The sequence below is a fragment of the Desulfotomaculum sp. genome (genome assembly GCF_982386235.1).
Genome location: NZ_CEVWQM010000003.1, coordinates 164,551 through 181,863 on the forward strand (window position 1 = coordinate 164,551; position 17,313 = coordinate 181,863).

At 42.3% G+C, this 17,313-nt stretch carries 19 protein-coding genes, 1 tRNA gene, 1 pseudogene and 1 riboswitch; of the genes and pseudogenes, 3 read left to right on the plus strand and 18 right to left on the minus strand.

What is annotated here, in order from left to right; translation table 11 throughout:
* Positions 1-195: 195 nt before the first annotated feature.
* The 4 genes and pseudogenes from AC1U9Z_RS02905 to AC1U9Z_RS02920 form a co-directional block, all read right to left on the minus strand.
* A pseudogene (locus AC1U9Z_RS02905) lies at positions 196-955 on the minus strand (methyl-accepting chemotaxis protein); the annotation flags it as partial.
* A 458-nt stretch (positions 956-1,413) separates the two neighbouring features.
* Positions 1,414-1,587, minus strand: coding sequence for a hypothetical protein (locus tag AC1U9Z_RS02910; protein WP_333532262.1), 174 nt, complete (start codon positions 1,585-1,587; stop codon positions 1,414-1,416).
* 7 nt (positions 1,588-1,594) lie between these two features.
* Positions 1,595-2,248: a YkgJ family cysteine cluster protein gene (locus tag AC1U9Z_RS02915; RefSeq protein WP_479955641.1), complete on the minus strand. Its 654-nt coding sequence runs from the start codon at positions 2,246-2,248 to the stop codon at positions 1,595-1,597.
* Positions 2,249-2,307: 59 nt separating this feature from the next.
* Positions 2,308-2,382 (minus strand) — tRNA-Gly (locus AC1U9Z_RS02920).
* Positions 2,383-2,531: 149 nt separating this feature from the next.
* Here AC1U9Z_RS02920 and AC1U9Z_RS02925 point away from each other — a divergent pair.
* Positions 2,532-2,969 (plus strand): universal stress protein, encoded by a 438-nt coding sequence (locus AC1U9Z_RS02925; RefSeq protein ID WP_479955642.1) that lies wholly within the window; start codon positions 2,532-2,534, stop codon positions 2,967-2,969.
* A gap of 34 nt (positions 2,970-3,003) precedes the next feature.
* Here AC1U9Z_RS02925 and AC1U9Z_RS02930 read toward each other — a convergent pair whose 3' ends face one another.
* From AC1U9Z_RS02930 to AC1U9Z_RS02955, 6 genes are all read right to left on the minus strand, one after another.
* The gene (locus tag AC1U9Z_RS02930) at positions 3,004-3,903 is read right to left on the minus strand and encodes an S-layer homology domain-containing protein (RefSeq protein ID WP_479955643.1); all 900 of its coding nucleotides are present in this window, start codon (positions 3,901-3,903) and stop codon (positions 3,004-3,006) included.
* A 206-nt stretch (positions 3,904-4,109) separates the two neighbouring features.
* Positions 4,110-4,679 carry a xanthine phosphoribosyltransferase gene (locus tag AC1U9Z_RS02935; protein ID WP_479955644.1) on the minus strand — a complete coding sequence of 190 codons (570 nt, stop codon included), beginning with the start codon at positions 4,677-4,679 and terminating at the stop codon, positions 4,110-4,112.
* Between the two features lie 20 nt (positions 4,680-4,699).
* On the minus strand, positions 4,700-5,632 hold the full coding sequence (locus tag AC1U9Z_RS02940) for an ABC transporter permease (RefSeq protein WP_479955645.1): 933 nt from the start codon (positions 5,630-5,632) through the stop codon (positions 4,700-4,702).
* 3 nt (positions 5,633-5,635) lie between these two features.
* A complete protein-coding gene (locus AC1U9Z_RS02945; protein WP_479955646.1) occupies positions 5,636-6,730 on the minus strand; it encodes an ABC transporter permease in 1,095 nt (364 codons plus the stop codon).
* Positions 6,727-8,256 carry an ABC transporter ATP-binding protein gene (locus AC1U9Z_RS02950; protein ID WP_479955647.1) on the minus strand — a complete coding sequence of 510 codons (1,530 nt, stop codon included), beginning with the start codon at positions 8,254-8,256 and terminating at the stop codon, positions 6,727-6,729. The genes AC1U9Z_RS02945 and AC1U9Z_RS02950 overlap by 4 nt, the downstream gene beginning before the upstream one ends.
* Before the next feature lie 71 nt (positions 8,257-8,327).
* Positions 8,328-9,431: a BMP family ABC transporter substrate-binding protein gene (locus tag AC1U9Z_RS02955; RefSeq protein ID WP_479955659.1), complete on the minus strand. Its 1,104-nt coding sequence runs from the start codon at positions 9,429-9,431 to the stop codon at positions 8,328-8,330.
* Between the two features lie 270 nt (positions 9,432-9,701).
* Here AC1U9Z_RS02955 and AC1U9Z_RS02960 point away from each other — a divergent pair, with 270 nt between their 5' ends.
* Together AC1U9Z_RS02960 and AC1U9Z_RS02965 are read left to right on the plus strand one after the other, a co-directional pair.
* Entirely contained in the window at positions 9,702-9,899 is a 198-nt protein-coding gene (locus AC1U9Z_RS02960; RefSeq protein ID WP_333532271.1) for a cold shock domain-containing protein, read from the plus strand.
* 140 nt (positions 9,900-10,039) lie between these two features.
* Positions 10,040-10,139: riboswitch (purine riboswitch) on the minus strand.
* Between the two features lie 231 nt (positions 10,140-10,370).
* A complete protein-coding gene (locus tag AC1U9Z_RS02965) occupies positions 10,371-10,550 on the plus strand; it encodes a hypothetical protein (protein WP_479955648.1) in 180 nt (59 codons plus the stop codon).
* Here the strand turns inward: AC1U9Z_RS02965 and prpE are convergent.
* The 8 genes from prpE to AC1U9Z_RS03005 all read right to left on the minus strand — a co-directional run bounded on the left by prpE (position 10,547) and on the right by AC1U9Z_RS03005 (position 17,250).
* The gene (prpE, locus tag AC1U9Z_RS02970; protein WP_479955660.1) at positions 10,547-11,329 is read right to left on the minus strand and encodes a bis(5'-nucleosyl)-tetraphosphatase PrpE; all 783 of its coding nucleotides are present in this window, start codon (positions 11,327-11,329) and stop codon (positions 10,547-10,549) included. The two genes, AC1U9Z_RS02965 and prpE, sit on opposite strands and share 4 nt — an antisense overlap.
* Positions 11,330-11,385: 56 nt before the next feature.
* Entirely contained in the window at positions 11,386-11,598 is a 213-nt protein-coding gene (locus tag AC1U9Z_RS02975; protein ID WP_333532272.1) for a hypothetical protein, read from the minus strand.
* A gap of 58 nt (positions 11,599-11,656) precedes the next feature.
* Positions 11,657-11,941 carry a hypothetical protein gene (locus AC1U9Z_RS02980; RefSeq protein WP_333532273.1) on the minus strand — a complete coding sequence of 95 codons (285 nt, stop codon included), beginning with the start codon at positions 11,939-11,941 and terminating at the stop codon, positions 11,657-11,659.
* A gap of 71 nt (positions 11,942-12,012) precedes the next feature.
* Positions 12,013-12,516 carry a nucleoside recognition domain-containing protein gene (locus tag AC1U9Z_RS02985; RefSeq protein WP_333532274.1) on the minus strand — a complete coding sequence of 168 codons (504 nt, stop codon included), beginning with the start codon at positions 12,514-12,516 and terminating at the stop codon, positions 12,013-12,015.
* A 38-nt stretch (positions 12,517-12,554) separates the two neighbouring features.
* Positions 12,555-12,965, minus strand: a complete 411-nt coding sequence (locus AC1U9Z_RS02990) for a nucleoside recognition domain-containing protein (RefSeq protein ID WP_333532275.1) — start codon at positions 12,963-12,965, stop codon at positions 12,555-12,557.
* 143 nt (positions 12,966-13,108) lie between these two features.
* Positions 13,109-15,016, minus strand: coding sequence for a selenocysteine-specific translation elongation factor (gene selB, locus AC1U9Z_RS02995; protein ID WP_479955649.1), 1,908 nt, complete (start codon positions 15,014-15,016; stop codon positions 13,109-13,111).
* Entirely contained in the window at positions 15,013-16,440 is a 1,428-nt protein-coding gene (gene selA, locus AC1U9Z_RS03000) for an L-seryl-tRNA(Sec) selenium transferase (RefSeq protein WP_479955650.1), read from the minus strand. The genes selB and selA overlap by 4 nt, the downstream gene beginning before the upstream one ends.
* A gap of 108 nt (positions 16,441-16,548) precedes the next feature.
* Positions 16,549-17,250, minus strand: a complete 702-nt coding sequence (locus tag AC1U9Z_RS03005) for a FadR/GntR family transcriptional regulator (protein ID WP_333532278.1) — start codon at positions 17,248-17,250, stop codon at positions 16,549-16,551.
* Positions 17,251-17,313 lie beyond the last annotated feature (63 nt).

Sequence of the window (17,313 nt, forward strand, 5' to 3'; positions counted from 1 at the left end):
TCAGTTCCTCTGTTAAGGCTAAAACAACCTTCGATTGTTCATCCAGTTGTGCCATGGATGCACTGATTTCCTCTGTGGAAGCTGCCTGTTGCTGAGCGTAAGAATTAAGCTCCTGTGCCTGAGCGCCAATTTTTTCAATCATGTTTGATATTACCATTAGTTTATCAGACATATCCTTCGCATTGTTGGCAGAATTTTGCGCCAATTTTCTCACTTCGTCTGCAACTACTGCAAAGCCTCGCCCCTGGTCCCCAGCCCTTGCTGCTTCGATGGCAGCATTTAAAGCAAGTAAATTGGTCTGATCAGCTATTCCCTTAATTAATTCAATTACTTGATTGATCGTTTTGAGGGAGTCTTGGGCTTCACTTGTGTTTTTGGTTAATACATCAACGGAAATCGAAAGTTCTGTTGCACCTTTGGCAATCTCCTCAAGTGCGATTGCATTTTGATCAGAAGCATTATGAAGTTCCTCTGCTACATTTTCCAGGTCATCTGGGTTAATGAATACAAAGGTTGTGGCAAGGCTGCCAATAACTTCCCCATCTTTTCCCCTAATCGGAATACCAATTCCTGCATAGCCAAAACCATAACTGGAATTTTCTTTTGTTACCTGTGCAGCTAAACGCCTTCCCGAAGCCAGTGCCTTGGCACAAATTGAACCCTTGGGCATTATATTCCCAGGTTTATTGGTGAAATTGAAAGTAGGAACATCCCATGTTTTTAAAATTTTATAGTCCTTATCAATTACAATTACATAGTTTTTTCCGTCAAACAGTTGATAAATAAAATCCCCCAGGGCCTCTATCAATTCAATAGAAGTATATAGACTCTCTGCCTGCAATAGATCAAGGCTCGGCGGTTCCTCGGACAAAATAGGAGTTGCCGGTTCAACGGATAGTGGTTCTTCTTTTATAAGATTGTAATTTGGCTTGTCCTTTTTAAATAAACTAAACATGACAGACCTCCTTTTTTAACTTAATCTTACATTAAATATTGGATTGAGTAAATTGAATAATTACAAGATATTTATTTGAAAATAAAAATTTAAAAATAAAAAATCGAAGGCGAGTGGGTTAATCCGCCTTCGATTTTTTATTCTTTTTCTTCACTTTTTGGTATCTCTTCCAAACCAATATCTTCCAAAATCTTATTAATGAGCTCTTTAGACATTGTTATACCTCCCTTCTTAACATACTCATGTTATTATAGCATATTGATGTTAGTTAATCTATTGGAATATTGTGTATGTGTCCAGTGAGAAAAGTAGAATAACATCGCAAATTGTTAATACTTTCCAACTTATCCACATTATTAACAGTTTTATCCCCAACATTTCCCAATATACTATAAAAATGACACTTTATTTTACATTTATTGGTAAAAAAATCATTAACCCAGCTCTTACTCGCCGGGTTAATGAGTTTGTTTTTTAAGTTCTTTAGCCAGTTCCTTGATGGTTCTTCTCAGTTGACTCTCTTCTAATATTAATTCGCTTATTTCAGCATGAATAGCCATCAATTCTTTAATCAGACCATTAATACGAGTTATTTTTTGTTTTTGGCGGTATGAGTTAATATTCGTGATCATATCTGTATTATTTCCGATATAATTTTTGCCATACTTCGGGGCTACAGATATCTTTTAGAATAACCTCATTGTATTTTGTTTTTCCGCTAAATCCACTTTTCGGGTAATCCTCCAATTGGGGGTTTGCTTCATTTTCCTCGTGATAGAACAGATTTATACCAGCATCCTTACATTGAAACATCCATAGGCGTACCAGTTCATCCATCCCTGTGTTAACCAGTTGTGACCTAAATTCTTGAACGGTCTGGCTGCTCTCCATGCAAATGAAACTTTGGCAAACGAAGGATCTAGCCGCATAACCATTGCAGATGCGTTCCCCCTGGTTTAAAAAATGACAAGCCCCTTCCGGTGTAAAGCCGAGGCTGATATCCACGGCACCACCTTCGGCACAAATGTAGGTGTACTGATCCAAAAAGTCCAGCAGGGGCCATTCCCGATTTAGGTCCAGTTCATCCCCTAATTTGTTAATGTAGTTTAGTACATCAATGCATGTAAGGGGGATTCTTTCCCAACAGCATTCATCACAGCCCTTACAGGGAGGTTCTGTATTTTCTTCAACAAATCTATTTATAGCATCCAAATAATCCTGGATCGTAGCGGTTTCCTGAAGAATCTGTAGGTCATATAGATGCTTAGCCGTTTTTATAATTTTCACCTTCATGCTATACACCCCTAATTTTCCAAAATACAAAAAAGCAGGGACTCAATCCCCGCTTAAACTGGAGCGGAAGACGGGATTCGAACCCGCGACCCTCGCCTTGGCAAGGCGATGCTCTACCACTGAGCCACTTCCGCATATTACGTAATAAAGTATAACATGGTAAAAAAAGCTTGTCAATTATTTCGCATCTATTACTTTTTCTAAGACTAGCATAAAATTTACTCTGGTATTATTAGGAATAGGGGATTAAAATAGAATAAACTATAATAAGGAGGGACCGTTAATGTATAATAAAATATTGGTGCCCCTAGATGGTTCGGAACGGTCTACCAAAGCCCTCGCCCATGCAGTTACTTTGGCAGAAAAATTTTCGGCCAAAATCACCTTAATGTACGCAATTCCTGTCTTACCCCCCTATACTGACACAGCAATCGATCGCATGGGTCATGTTCAACAATCTATTATCGATGAATTATTAAGCAATGGTAAAGTAATGCTGGATCAATATGCTGCTTCCTTTTCAGACAGAAATATAGAAGTAGATCAATTTATTATCATCGGTCACCCGGCTAACGAAATTTTAGAAAAGGCAACGCAGGAGGATTATGACTTAATCGTGATTGGCAGCCGTGGCTTAGGGGAAATAAAAGGTTACATCATGGGAAGTGTCAGTAACCGAGTATCACGCCATGCCTCCTGCCCGGTTTTAATCATTCACTAATCGCTATAAAAAATTAACACCGACCGAGTCGGTGTTAATTTTTTATAGCCTTTACTAGCTCAATATTAATATTTGCAGGATAATTGCCTGGTATCGGCTGAGTATCCTTTGGTTCAACAATAACTGTTGAGTTATAGGAACCAGGTGTTGGTTCTTTCGTCTGATAATGTACCAGTAGGGTATTGCCTTCTAAATTCATTTTAACAATACTAATTTCATAACCACTGGAGGGTTTTTCACCCCAGGATATTTCTATTTCCCGGCCACCTTCTTTGCCAGAAATAATCTCTGCGGCTATCTCATCTTTATTAACATTGAGGTAAGTTTCCAACTGCTTTATAATTTGCTTTAATTCCGTGGCCTTGACTCCCAGCTTCGGTTGAAAATACCCATCCTTCGTAAGATGCATAACATTTAAACTTATCATCAGCTTGATATCATCCACAGCATCTTTGTTCATTTCGCGCAAATCTTTAATTTGAGGATGTTTGGCAGGATGAAGTACTCCCTGGGCCTGCTGTTGTAACAGACCGCCACATATCTCAGCTAATTCTTCTCTGGTAATGGTATCGGAGGGTCGGAAATTTCTATTATTAGTATGAAGCACACCATTATACCCCAGTATCATAATTGCATTGGCATAATCGGTATCTAGCGACACATCATCAAAGAAATCCTTGACCTCAGGTGCTTTAAAAAAACGCAACTGGTCAAGATTTAAATCCAAGGCATCCACAAGCATCTCTGCTGCCTCTCCCCTTGATAGATCGGTGATTTCCTTTTTGACCGTTGTTCCTTTATTACTAAACACTTGTTCCTGGTTTATTCGTTCATTATTGGTATTTTCGTCAGCTAATCCGGTTGCTGCTGGTCCTAAAGAAACGGCTCCAATGAGGACTGCACTAACCAGTAAGTAGCTAATTGATTTTCTCATAAGATTCCCTCCCGTTACTTTATTGACGCTGTCAAGGACCAATAAGTTCCACGGATCGTGGAAACAGAAAGGGCTTTTATACAAGGTATGATGCAAAAGCAACAAAGGTACTAAAGTTCATAATTTGTCCGAGTAATCTACAATAAAAAGGGAATGTCGCTTACTACTAAATAAAGTAGTTTTACAACACTCCCATCTTTGGTTCGCTATTCTTCTAAATAAACTTCTCCGTTGGCCAGTCTGCTAACTTTAATTAGGGATTCAATTCTTACACCCGCATCGCGCAGTGCTTTGCCGCCACCTTGAAACACCTTTTCGATAACGATGCCAATACCAACCAACTTCGCATCTGCTTGCTTCACTAAATGCGTTAAACCCTTCAAGGCTTCTCCCCTAGCCAGAAAATCATCGACAATTAACACGCGATCAGCGGGGGTTAAGTACTCCTTGGCAACACTTATTGCCACTGCTTCGTTTTTGGTAAAGGAGTAGATGTTCGACATATAATAGTCCCCCAGGGTAGAGGGTATTTTTTTCTTAGCAAAAAGAAGTGGTGTTTTTAGTGCCATGGCGGTGGTTAGTCCGATGGCTATACCCGAGGCTTCTATGGTTAAAACCTTTGTTATTTTTTCTTCCTGAAACCTAGCTGCAAATTCCTGTCCGATTTCTACCATTATATTAGGCTCAATCATATGGTTGATACAGGAATCCACCCTTAATATTTGATCTGAGACTACTTTAGCCTGGTCAAGTATTTTATCTTTTAATAATTCCATGCCAATTCCCCCATAAATTGTCAGCGTTCCTCACGGTCATAGGATAAGCCCAAGGCACCCGGCGCCCCCACACGGTTGGCCATCGCCTTGCGAGTTACTATAATTAATACAAGAATGGTGAAAAGATAGGGCAGCATCTTTAAAAAGAAGGAGGGAATCATAACACCCATTGCTTGGGCACGAAATCCAAGGGCATCAATGCCGCCAAAAATATAACTGCCTAACATCGCCCTAAGAGGATTCCAAGTGGCAAATATCACCAGGGCCACCGCAATCCAGCCCCTGCCAGCGGTCATATTTTCTAACCAAGAGGGAGCATAGGCCAAGGAAAGATACGCTCCCCCAACACCGGCCAACATTCCCCCTAATATTACATAGATATATCGTATTTTATAAACGCTAACCCCCAAAGAATCTGCGGCGGCGGGATTTTCTCCCACTGCTCTTAGATTTAAACCCGGTTTGGTTTTGTAAACAAGAAACCAGAGGGCCGGTACCAACAGGTAAGTGATGTAGACCAAATAGTCATGTTGAAAGAAAATCGCCCCAATAATGGGTATGTCACTTAAAAATCCAAGTTCGACTGGTTTAAAGGGATTTTCCACGGGAATACCAATATAGGATTTCCCAAGAAAACCGGATAATCCCGTACCGAACAAGGTTAAGGCCAGACCGCTAACAATCTGATTGGCCTGTAAGGTTACTGTTAGGAAGGCATGAATGAGGGCCATTGCGCCCCCACCCAACATCGCTGCAAAAACACCCAGCCAGGGATCATTGGTCTTAATGGCAAAGACAAAACCGCATACCGCCCCTACCAACATCATTCCCTCAACCCCCAGGTTGATAATGCCAGATCTCTCGGTTAATACCTCACCCAATGCAGCATACAGGATAGGAGTACCAGCAGTAATAGCAGTGGCCAAAATTGTTATTAAAAATTCCTGTGACATCGGCTATACCCCCACCTTAACCTTGTTTTTGAAAACAATCTTATATCGGTTAAATATTTCCCCTCCTAGGATAAAGAACAGCAAGGCACCTTGAATCATGAAAACAATGGCCGCTGGTACCCCACTGGATTGCACGCTATAGCCGCCTACCTGCAAGCCGCCCAGTAAGAAAGAAACCAGAATAATAGCAAAGGGATTTAATTTACCTAACCAGGCTACAATGATGGCAGTATAACCGTACCCGGGACTAAGTCCCGGTTGCATCCTTTGGGCAATGGCTGAAACCTCTGCCATGCCGGCAAGACCACAGATGGCCCCACTAAGAAACATAACGATAAGAATGTTTTTGGTTATATTCATTCCCGCATAGCTTGCTGCCCTTGGACTTTCCCCAATAACGGTTACTTCATAACCCCACCTGGATCGCCGCAGGGCAAACCAAAGTATCACAGCAATTAAAATCCCAAAGGCTAGCCCCAAATGAACCCTGCTGCTACCCAATGTGGGTAAAATAGCTGCCGGTTCAAAGGGCTTACTTAACGGGAAATTCATACCCTGGGGATCCTTCCAGGGTCCAAAAACAAAATAACTTACCCAAAGCATGGCTACATAGTTCAGCATTAATGTAGTAATGGTTTCGTTAACACCAAGATAAGCCCTTGGAATACCAGGGATTAACCCCCAGATACCACCACAAAGCATACCCGCTAAAACCATTGCCGGTATCATTAGATAAACGGGTAAGTGGGGAAAGGTTAGAGCAACCCACGCTGCACCAAAGGCCCCCATATGAAACTGTCCCTCTGCACCGATATTCCAAAGCAGCATGCGAAAGGCAATGGAAACCCCCAAGCCGCAAAGCATCAGGGGAATCGCTTTAACAATTGTTTCAGAAATACCATAGGTCGAGCCAACTGCTCCATCCAACATACCTGTGTAAACGGCAAAGACTTGGCCCCAGGTAATGCCATTGGGGGAACTTAAGCCGTTTAGATAAAGAAATATCGCCCCAGTAATCAGTGCCAGAAATATAGCTATTAATGGAACTAAGATGGTACCCAATAGAGAAGGCGCAGAACGTCTTTCTAATCTTATCACGATGCCAATTCCTCCCCTGGTTTAGCCCCTAACATCATTAAGCCAATTATTTCCGGTTCGGCCTTTTCCACCGGCAAGATACCCATTAAAGAACCTTTGTAAAGAACTCCTATGTTATCTGAAAGCTTTAGTAATTCTTCTAAATCCTCGGAGATTAATACGATGGCCGTTCCCTTGCTTCTTTGTTCCAACAGCATTTCGTGAATGGCTTCAGTGGCAGCAATATCCAGTCCCCGGGCTGGGTAAACCGCAACGATTACTTTAGGAGAACAGGCCAACTCCCTGGACAGCAGGAGTCTTTGCAAGTTGCCGCCGGAAAGCAGCTTGACCGGTGCTTCCAAGCCAGTAAGCTTTACCCCAACATCATTTACCAGTTCCGTTGCATATTCGTTGGCCTTGCGGCGGTTAATGAACGGACCACTGCCCAGCCTAGGCCGACGATATTCTTTTAAGATAAGATTATCAACCGCTCCCAGGTTGGGCACCAGTCCGGTACCCAAACGATCTTCGGGAACATAACTGACACCTTCATCAATAACCTCCAAGGTAGAAAGATTTGTGACGTCCTTTCCACCAATAAAAATTTTCCCTTCAACTATCTTCCGCAGCCCAGCGATGGTTTCTGCCAATTCCCTGCGTCCATTGCCTGCAATACCGGCAATACCCATGATCTCTCCGGCCCTTACTCGAAGGGAAATATCCTTAATGCCTACTCGCCTGGCATCACTTCCTGCACTTACACGTTCAAGTTCCAGCACCGTGGCCCCAAAATTAGCCTCTTCCTTTTTACTCGGTATCACCATCGTTTGTCCCATCATTAGTCGAGCCAATTCCCGCTCGTTGACTTCATGTTTTTCTCGGGTTGCTACGGATTTGCCACCACGCAAAATAGTAACACGATCGGCAACTTCCATAACCTCATTTAATTTATGGGTAATCAGAATGATGGATTGTCCCTTGGCAGTCATTTTCCTTAGGGTTTGAAATAATTCCCTGGCCTCCTGGGGAGTCAGTACAGCGGTGGGTTCGTCCAAAACCAGTAGTTTAGAACCCCTGTACAGCATTTTAACAATTTCCACCCTTTGTTTTTCCGCAACGGATAACTGCCAAATCTTTGCCGTGGGATCCACATGGAGTCCATAGCCCCGGGAAAGTTCTTCAATGTCTTGTTCTACCTTCTTGGCATTCAGAAAAAACTTGGTATCTTTACTACCCAGAATAACATTCTCCGCCACAGAAAAGGTATCCACCTGCTTAAAATGTTGGTGCACCATACCAATTCCGGCAAAGATGGCTTCCCGGGGTGATTTAAAACTGAATTTTTGACCTTCTATATAAATTTCTCCCTCATCGGGACGATACAGCCCAGAAAGAATGGACATTAAGGTGCTTTTACCTGATCCGTTCTCACCCAGTAATGCTAAGACTTCACCTTTTTTCACCTGAAGGTTAACACCATCATTAGCCACAACACCGGGAAATCTTTTGGTTATTTGTTTCATTTCAACTAAATAATCGGCTGTCAAGTCCTTCGCCCCTTAAATTATGCTGCTGGCGGTATAACCGCCAGCAGCAATTATTTCATTATGATACTGGTTTATTTGGGAATGGTGCCGTCTACACCTTCGACAAACCAATCAATGGAAAGCATATCAGCGTCGGACATTGTTTGTCCAGCAGCAATTCTTTCCTTCCCTGTTTGATCTTTAACAGGTCCATTAAATACATCAAACTTGCCTTCTATTAGCTCTTGTTTCTTGGCTTCAACTACTTGCGTAATATCTTCACTAACCATCGGGCCATAGGGGGCTAGTCCAACAACGTTATCAGACATGGGTCCCCAGTACTCATTACTCTTCCAGGTTCCATCCTGAATGGCCTTAATGGTATCAACATAGTAGGGACCCCAATTCCAAACTGCAGAGGTCAATACAGCCTTGGGTGCCATTTTACCCATGTCACTGTTATAGCCAATGCCAAACTTGCCCTTTTCTTCAGCAGCTTGCATAGGACCAGGGGTATCCTGGTGCTGGGCTACCACATCCGCGCCTGCTTCCAGTAAGCTCTTACCTGCTTCCTTCTCAGCTGCAGGATCATACCAGGTGTTTGTCCAAACCACTTTCACCTTGGCATCGGGGTTTACTGACCGAACGCCCATGGTAAAGGCATTGATACCACGAATTACTTCGGGAATGGGGAATGCTGCAACATAACCAATTACATTGCTTTCGGTGGTTTTACCAGCCACGATACCAGTTAAGTAACGGGATTGATACATACGGCCAAAATAAGTTCCTACGTTTTCAGCAGTTTTGTAGCCAGAGCAGTGGAGAAACTTAATATCGGGATACTTTTGGGCCACTTTAATAACACTGTCCATATAGCCAAAGCTGGTAGCAAAGATAACTTTATTTCCTCTTTCAGCCAGTTCGGTTAATACTCGCTCGGAGTCTGCACCCTCGGGAACAGATTCAATAATTGTGGTTTCAAGATTAGGAATCTCTTTTTCTAAATATTGACGTCCTAAATCATGGGCATAACTATACCCGCCATCACCTACAGGACCAACATAAATAAAAGCGACTTTTAATTTTTCCTCATTGGCTGCATCCTTTTGTTGATCTTGGGCCTGGGGTTTTTCCCCGCCGCCACAACCTACTAAAGCGAAGGTAAACATTAAGGTTAATACCAGTGCAAACATTTTTTTGTAGTTCAATTTCACTTTTTTCCCTCCTAATAATTTAGTCTATAACGAATCGATAATCTTCTCGCCATCCTCCACCCCCTGAAAAAGAACTACTTTGACGTAAAAATAGCCATGGATTTGAATTTTCAAAAAGAAAAATATAAAGGTCCATTTAGGAATAAATTATATATCTTTTGCCAATACTTGGTATATAAACAATCTAACACTTTCGCATAGCATAAAAATCTATTGATGAAAGTATAAGAAAGCTAAGGAGGAAGTAGTTTGCAAGGTAAAGTTAAGTGGTTTAACGCCAACAAAGGTTATGGATTTATTGAGTCCGAAAGTGGTACTGATGTTTTTGTACACTATTCTGCGATTCAATCCGATGGCTATCGTAGCCTAGAAGAAGGTGAACCAGTAGAGTTTGATATTGTTGACGGCACCCGTGGTCCCCAAGCCTCTAATGTGATTAAACTTTAATATCATTAAAAAGCCCAGCACGATAGGTTTCCTCTTATCAGAGTGAAACCTACCGCCTGGGCTTTTATCCCTCTAGGTGTAGCGTAAACATACGCCTGTACCGCTTGGACCAAACCAACCCATTACATGGTTGTGGAACCCTAGGTACACTTTCCCTCCGTAGTCAGGCAATTACGGTTGCCCGGTAGAAACACTTAGGCCAATTCCCAAGTATATACGGAAATATTACATTTATTTTACGTTTCAATCCTACCAAGATTTTATACACTTGTCAATTAAAAAAACACACGTATGTGGTACCTAGAAAAACCGCTTTCTATTGCCATTGTTCGGATGGTGCCGACCAGTGGCATAAGAGTCTTATACGTATCCTTAAAATCTAATACTTTCTGAAATAGTATAAAAAAGTCCAGGTTATCTTGGACTTTTTTGGTTTCTATGCATAACATAAAGATAAAGGAGGTCCCATTAATGGTTATCTGCCCTTATTGCCAAAAGGAAATAATAGTTAATCAGGACACCTGCCCCCACTGTGGGGTTACTCTTATTTATTTTTATTATTGTAACAGATGTAATGAGGAGTTTGCTGCCACTGGTACTTTAAAATTTTGTCCACTTTGTGATGCGGATTTATCTGATCAAATGAACTAATTTTTTGACACCAACTGTTCTTCCTTACTACCAACCCTACTATAATACACCTTTTTGGCCCCAACCTGAACAAGCTGCCTTTCGGGATAGCGTAAGGCTGTTAGTTTTCCCCCCATGGCACAACCAGTATCAATATTAATGGTATTGCTTCTAAATATAGGCTCCTCTATGGGTGTGTGACCATAAACAATTAAAGCCTGACCACGATAATTCTTCGCCCAATCCCTGCGAATCGGTAATCCCTCAGGGGTAACTTCTCCAGTGGTATCCCCATAGAGGCAAAAGCTCATAATCCTTTTGTTAACCTGACCGATCATATTTGCCTTAATTCCGGCATGAACTGTCACCAGTTTGCCATCATCCAAAATTAAATATAAAGGGGCATTTTCATAAAAGGAGATAAATTCCCTTGAGAAAATTTCCTTTTCCGTAGCACAAAGGGCCATAAATTCCGCCACCGTTTTTTCCATGCCGTACTTGATCTGAACATTCCTGCCTAAAAGATACCGGTATAATTTGTTGCAATGGTTTCCAGGAACATATAACGCATGCTCCCGGTGGACCATTTCCATGACCAAACCAATACTGTCTAAACAACGGGGTCCCCGATCACCTAAATCACCTAAAAAAATTATTTTTCTTCCCTTGGGGTGAATAAAGCTCGGTCCTTTCCTGTGGTAGCCCAGTTCTTGCAAAAGTTCGCTTAATTCCTCCAGACACCCATGTACATCACCAATGATATCAAAGGGGCCCTTTTCATGTCTTTGATCAATTTCCAGATCAACACCCCCTTAAGCCAATCAATAATGCCACTACTGGCTAAGCGGACGTTTAATTAAAAGAAATCATCGTCATCGTCATCTTGTTCCAACCAATCGATAAGAGGGTTATATCCCAACATTCCCACTGTAGCTGTTTTGATTCCCATCACTGTCATACCCTTTCCCAACAATGATTTGCGATAATTTTCGGAACGACCCAATCCTAAAAAAGCAATACCACCCACAACACTTAACAATCGTTCGTTGGTATTCATATTACGACGCACGATTCTCACCTCCATATTTCTATTATGGGCGATGAGCTGCTATATCTATCGTCGTAAATTATGTCAAGATAGGAATATAATTGGTAATCTCTGCTTCCGAAAAACGCTTCATGGCCCGATATTCTTTAAAACTGCAGTCCGTACAGGCTAGCAAGTGAACACAGCATTCCCCAGTGTACCCTTTATAACCATCTTCATATATTTCCTGATCCAAATACGCACTGTAGGGATCATAAAAATCCTGTACGAGACCTAAATCCAGTAAGTGTTCACCGCACTTCGGACAAATAATGGTTAAAGTAAAAAGCCCATTGCATAAAACACACAATTTATCCAAAAACATCACCCCATCTTTATTTACGTCTAGCTTTCCCTTGAAAATAATTTTCATAAAGAAGGGGAGAGTAAAATATTTTAACTTTTTTCGCAATGCGAACAATGAGGAACAATCAATTTCCCTGCCAAAAGCGGTTCAAGTTTTGCCAAACCACCCCAGCGGGAGAGAAAGAAGGTTACAACCAGGGCTAATAAAACTCGGCATCCCAGTATAATTGAACCATCGGCACCGATGGCAATAAAAAGGGCGGTATCTTCCACCACCGAGTGACAAAGAACTAAAAAAATATTAATTAAGAACAGATCCCGCCAGGATAAGTGTCCTTCCTTTACACTATCAATAATAACTCCTGCTCCATAGGCTAGACCAAAGGTTAAACCAATTAGAATGGGAAAAGCTCCTTCTTTGGGTAGTCTAAAAAAACGCATCGCCGGGGCCATCCATTTTGCTATTCTATCTAACAACTTCATATCCCGTGCGATTTCTAGAATAATCATCATCGGGAAAATAATCAAGGCCATTTGCAACACGTTTTTTAAACTTCCGGTCAAAGAGATTTTGATTATTTCTAACCAATCCATTTTCTTCTTCCTTCCTTCGTTATGGACCATCGCCATTTCTATAAAGTAATATTCAAAATGATGCCAGCAAATATCGCTACCGTAATGCGACCTAGGCCGATAATCCAGGGATTGATGCCTGATTTACCAGCCACTGCACACTCCACAGGCAAGGTATGGGAAAAAAGCAGCATCATGGCAATAATCGTAATCTCCCTGGGTTCTAAATGCAAAGAAGTAATGACCCCAATGGCCGCATACATGTTTAATACATTACCAATCACCAGTGCCAGTGAAGCCTCTCCTGGCAAACCTACATATTTCATAAAGGGGGCACAGAAATCTGCAATTTTACCTAACAGAGGGGTGAAACTTAAAACTGTTACAACCATATAAATCGGAACCACCACCTTGGAAAGCATCCAGGTGGTGGATAAGCCCTTATGAAAACCCCTTTTTAATGTATCCATTGTAACCATTCCGCCAATAACCTCACTGTCTTATTTCTTTAATGACTATTAAAATTCTCCAAATTAAGTTCATTCCCTCCTCCGGGCATGAAGGTATCCATGGTATAAATTGTATAAAGGACAGCCTTTGCCGCCCTTATATTTTATACCAGTATCCGACTATCCCCTACCCGACGAGTGATTCTTTCACGATCTAGGAATTCTAATAATGGCAAAATATACTTCCGGGAAGTACCTAATAAATCACGGGTCTGGGCTACGGTAATTTCTTGATGATCCTTGATAAACTTAATAATTTTCTCCTTGGCCTCACGATATTTTTCAACCGGGAAGTAAAGTTCTTCGTCGCCTAATTTAAGCAATTTACCAGTACGCAGCAAATACTGTAAATATTCCTGGGCCTCTGCATCTTTGATGCGATATTTTTTTACCGCTTCAGCCCAGGACGGTGGTTGAAAATTACCCTCTTCAATGGTTGCCATGATGTTGTTTATCATTTTCTGATGACCATCCGCTAATTTGTCGCCAAATTCGGGGCTGGCCAAGGTCTTATCAAAGAGCTTAATGATACCATCTGCTGCCATTTCAGTAAGCAGGTATTGAAAATTTTTATTATTGATAGAGGAAAACTTTCTGGAGCGTAGTTCTTCCTTGGGATAACCTTCCCTTAAGGGAAATTCCCGATGATAGTTTATGATCATACTTTTAACTTCCTGGCACCATTTCCGATAAACTGCTTGGGTTAGCAAAAGGTTCTTTTTATCTGTGGCTATAATTTTAATCCTTTGTTCTGCCACAAGTTTGGACAGATTTTCTTCAACTACCTGCTCGCTAAGCCCAGTTCCAGTCATTATCTCCTCCTGGTTCAGCAGAGCTTGCCTGGCCGCCACATATTGGTCGATTAACTCCTCCGGGGTTCCCTTTTCCTTGGTGGTAAGTTCCTCAATTACCTCCGGCCGATAACGTTTATGCTTTGGTGCATTGGGGTCAATGACTACTCCACCGGCAATGGTCCGCATCGGGGAATAGGAACGAATGACAAATCGGTCACCCTTGCCGGCAATGCCTTCCTGTTCTAGTTCCAGTTGAACATAGGCCTCTTGATTCGGTTCCAGTTCCTCCCGATCAAGTAGCCGAACCCTACCCAAAATCTCATCTGTTCCTAAATACAAACGAACTCTGGCACGATTTTTAAGGGGTTTTGCCGCACTCTCCAAGAGCAATAATTTGACATCCATGCGATGGGATGGTTCTACACTGTTGGGTGTTACAAGTACACTGCCCCGCTTTACATCATCCACTTCGATGTTGGTTAGATTTACCGCTGTGCGCTGCCCCGCCCTGGCCTGATCTACTTTTTTACCATGTACCTGAATGGAGCGAACCCTTGAGACGAACCCCTGGGGCATAATTCCCACTGTATCACCGATCATTACCCGACCGGATTGCAAGGTGCCGGTAACCACTGTGCCAAAACCAGTCACCGAAAAAACCCGGTCGATGGGCAATCTTAATTTGCCACTGCTGATCCTTTCTTCCGTATCTTCTACAAACTTATCAATCACTTGAAGCAATTCAGGAATTCCTTGCTTTGTTAATGAAGATACGGGTATAATTGGTGCCTGGCTAAGAACGGTATTCATTAGATATTCCCTTATCTCCTCACTCACCAGGGCAAGCCATTCTTCATCCACCAAGTCCGTTTTCGTTAAGACCACAATACCTTTTTTTACCTGTAGCAGTTGAATAATATCCACATGTTCCTTGGTTTGGGGCATCACACCTTCATCCGCGGCAATCACCAGCATTACCAGATCGATGCCGCCAACCCCTGCCAGCATGTTTTTTATGAAGCGTTCATGCCCGGGAACATCCACGATGCCTGCCTGCTTACCACTGGGCAGCTTTAACTGGGCAAATCCCAACTCAATGGATATGCCCCTTTCCTGCTCTTCCTTTAAACGGTCTGTTTCCGTTCCCGTTAATGTTTTGATGAGCCGGGTTTTTCCGTGATCCACATGTCCTGCGGTACCAATAATAATGTGTTTCAAGACCGGATCACCTCCCCATAATTTATTACATAAGCCAATATTTCAGCCAGCATATCAATTTCTTCCGGTTGAACCGTACGCAAATCGATCTGATATTTGCCATCCCTTACCCTGGCAACCACCGCTGGTTCTGCCAGACGTAACTTTACCGCAAGCTCATCTACCGTCATTAATTCCGGCAAAAGGGCCAATAAATAAGTCGGCATTTCAGCCGTGGGCATGGAACCACCGCCAACCTGGGAGTACCCTTTGATAACCTCTAGAGATACCTTTGCTTGCACGAGGGAACGAACTTTGAACTCCAATTCCTTTGCCCGGACCCGTATTTTTTCCTGGGATTCGGTAAGCATGCGAAGGGTAGGAATATTTGTTAATACATTTTCCTCATCCAAATACTCCCTTAGGGTGGCTTCCAGTGCCGCAACCGTAAACTTATTGATGCGTACTGCCCGGGTCAAAGGATTTTTCTTCATTTTTTCAACCCAATGTCTTTTGCCCACAATGATTCCGGCCTGGGGTCCCCCCAGAAGTTTATCCCCGGAGAAGGTAACAATATCGGCCCCAGCCGCAACTGTTTCTTGAACACTGGGCTCCTTAGGTAAGCCATACTTCGCTAAATCTACTAAAAAACCACTGCCCAGATCAGACATAACCGGAATGTTCGTTGCTTGTCCAATTTGCACCAATTCCTCCACGGTGGTTTCTCTGGTAAAACCAACAATGCGGTAATTACTTGTATGAACATGCAGCAGCAAAGCAGTATTTTCCGACACACCGTTTTGATAATCCCCGGGGTGAGTTTTATTGGTGGCACCTACCTCCACCAAGGTTGCCCCACTTTGTTCCATAACCTCAGGAATGCGAAAGGACCCGCCAATTTCCACCAACTGTCCCCTGGAGACGATAACTTCTTTTCCTTTGGCCATGGTGCCCAGAGCCAGTAAGACTGCCGCCGCATTGTTATTTACCACCAGTGCTGCCTCCGCCCCGGTAAGTCGGGTCAATAGTTCCTCCACAGGCTCATAGCGGGAGCCTCTTTTGCCGGATTCTAGATTGATTTCTAAATTACAAAAGGAAGAAGAAACAGCAGTTACAGTATCTCTGGCACTTTCTGACATGAGCGCCCGGCCTAGATTAGTATGTAGTACCACTCCACTGGCGTTAATAACCCGCCTTAGGTTGGGCCTGGTTTTTTCTTTTATCAAAGCAACGGCTTTTTGCAGAACCCTATCATGGACTGTCCCAGGTTCAAAAATCTGACCCTCTAAGATAGCTTTTCTAATTAAAGCCGTGGAATTGCGGATAGATTCGACCACCACTGACCTTGGAGTGGTCTGCAAAAGTTTTGTCATATCCCTATGTAATAATATTTGGTCAACTTTAGGCAATTCTCTTAGTAAAGACTTATCGCTATGCGGTTCCATACAATTCCTCCGTTACTATTTCTTTGTTCATTATAGGGCACCCCTCATATAAAATGCAAGAAACCCAGCATTAGCTGGGTTTAACATTTTCTCACTTATTAATAATCCCTATCCCTTCATAAATCCTTTTTCCGCATTATCTAAATTTATGAACATTGTTGCTCTAGCCTTGTGCGGATCACCTTTTTTTATGGCCTCAAATATATTTTTATGCTCCTCAAATAACCTAGCAGGTGTACCAGGGGTTTTGTATAGTTTTTCGCGAACCGTAAACATCTCTTTTTTCATTGTCTCTGAAATGGAACTCATCAGCTTGATCAATAAGGAATTGTGTGCCGCCGCGCAGATAGCATAGTGAAATCTAATATCGGAAGCATCTCCCAAATTACCCTTTTTTATATCATTTTCCATCTCATCCAAGGCCAATTGAATCATTTGCATATCTTCTTCGGTTCTTCTCTGGGCAGCTAAAGCAGCGGCCTCTACCTCAACGATTTTCCTCAGTTCTAATAACTCGGCGATGCTGTTTTTGCCGGTTAAGACGGCTAAGGAAATGATATCCGTCATGGATTTTGAGCCCATTTCACGCACAAAGGTACCCTCACCTGGTTTTATTTCAATAACCCCAATTGCTTCTAAGGAACGATAGGCTTCTCTAACCGCCGAACGGCCCACCTGAAGCTTTTCAGCCAATTCACGTTCCGGCAGCAATTTATCCCCAGGACTAAGGTCGCCATGAACAATCATTTGTTTAACTTGTTCTACGATTTCTTCATATATTTTCTTAGTTTTGATGGGCTTAAAATCCATTGTCGACACTCCAATATTCTATTTAATTAGTTAAAATATTGTTACAATACAATTATAGCATAA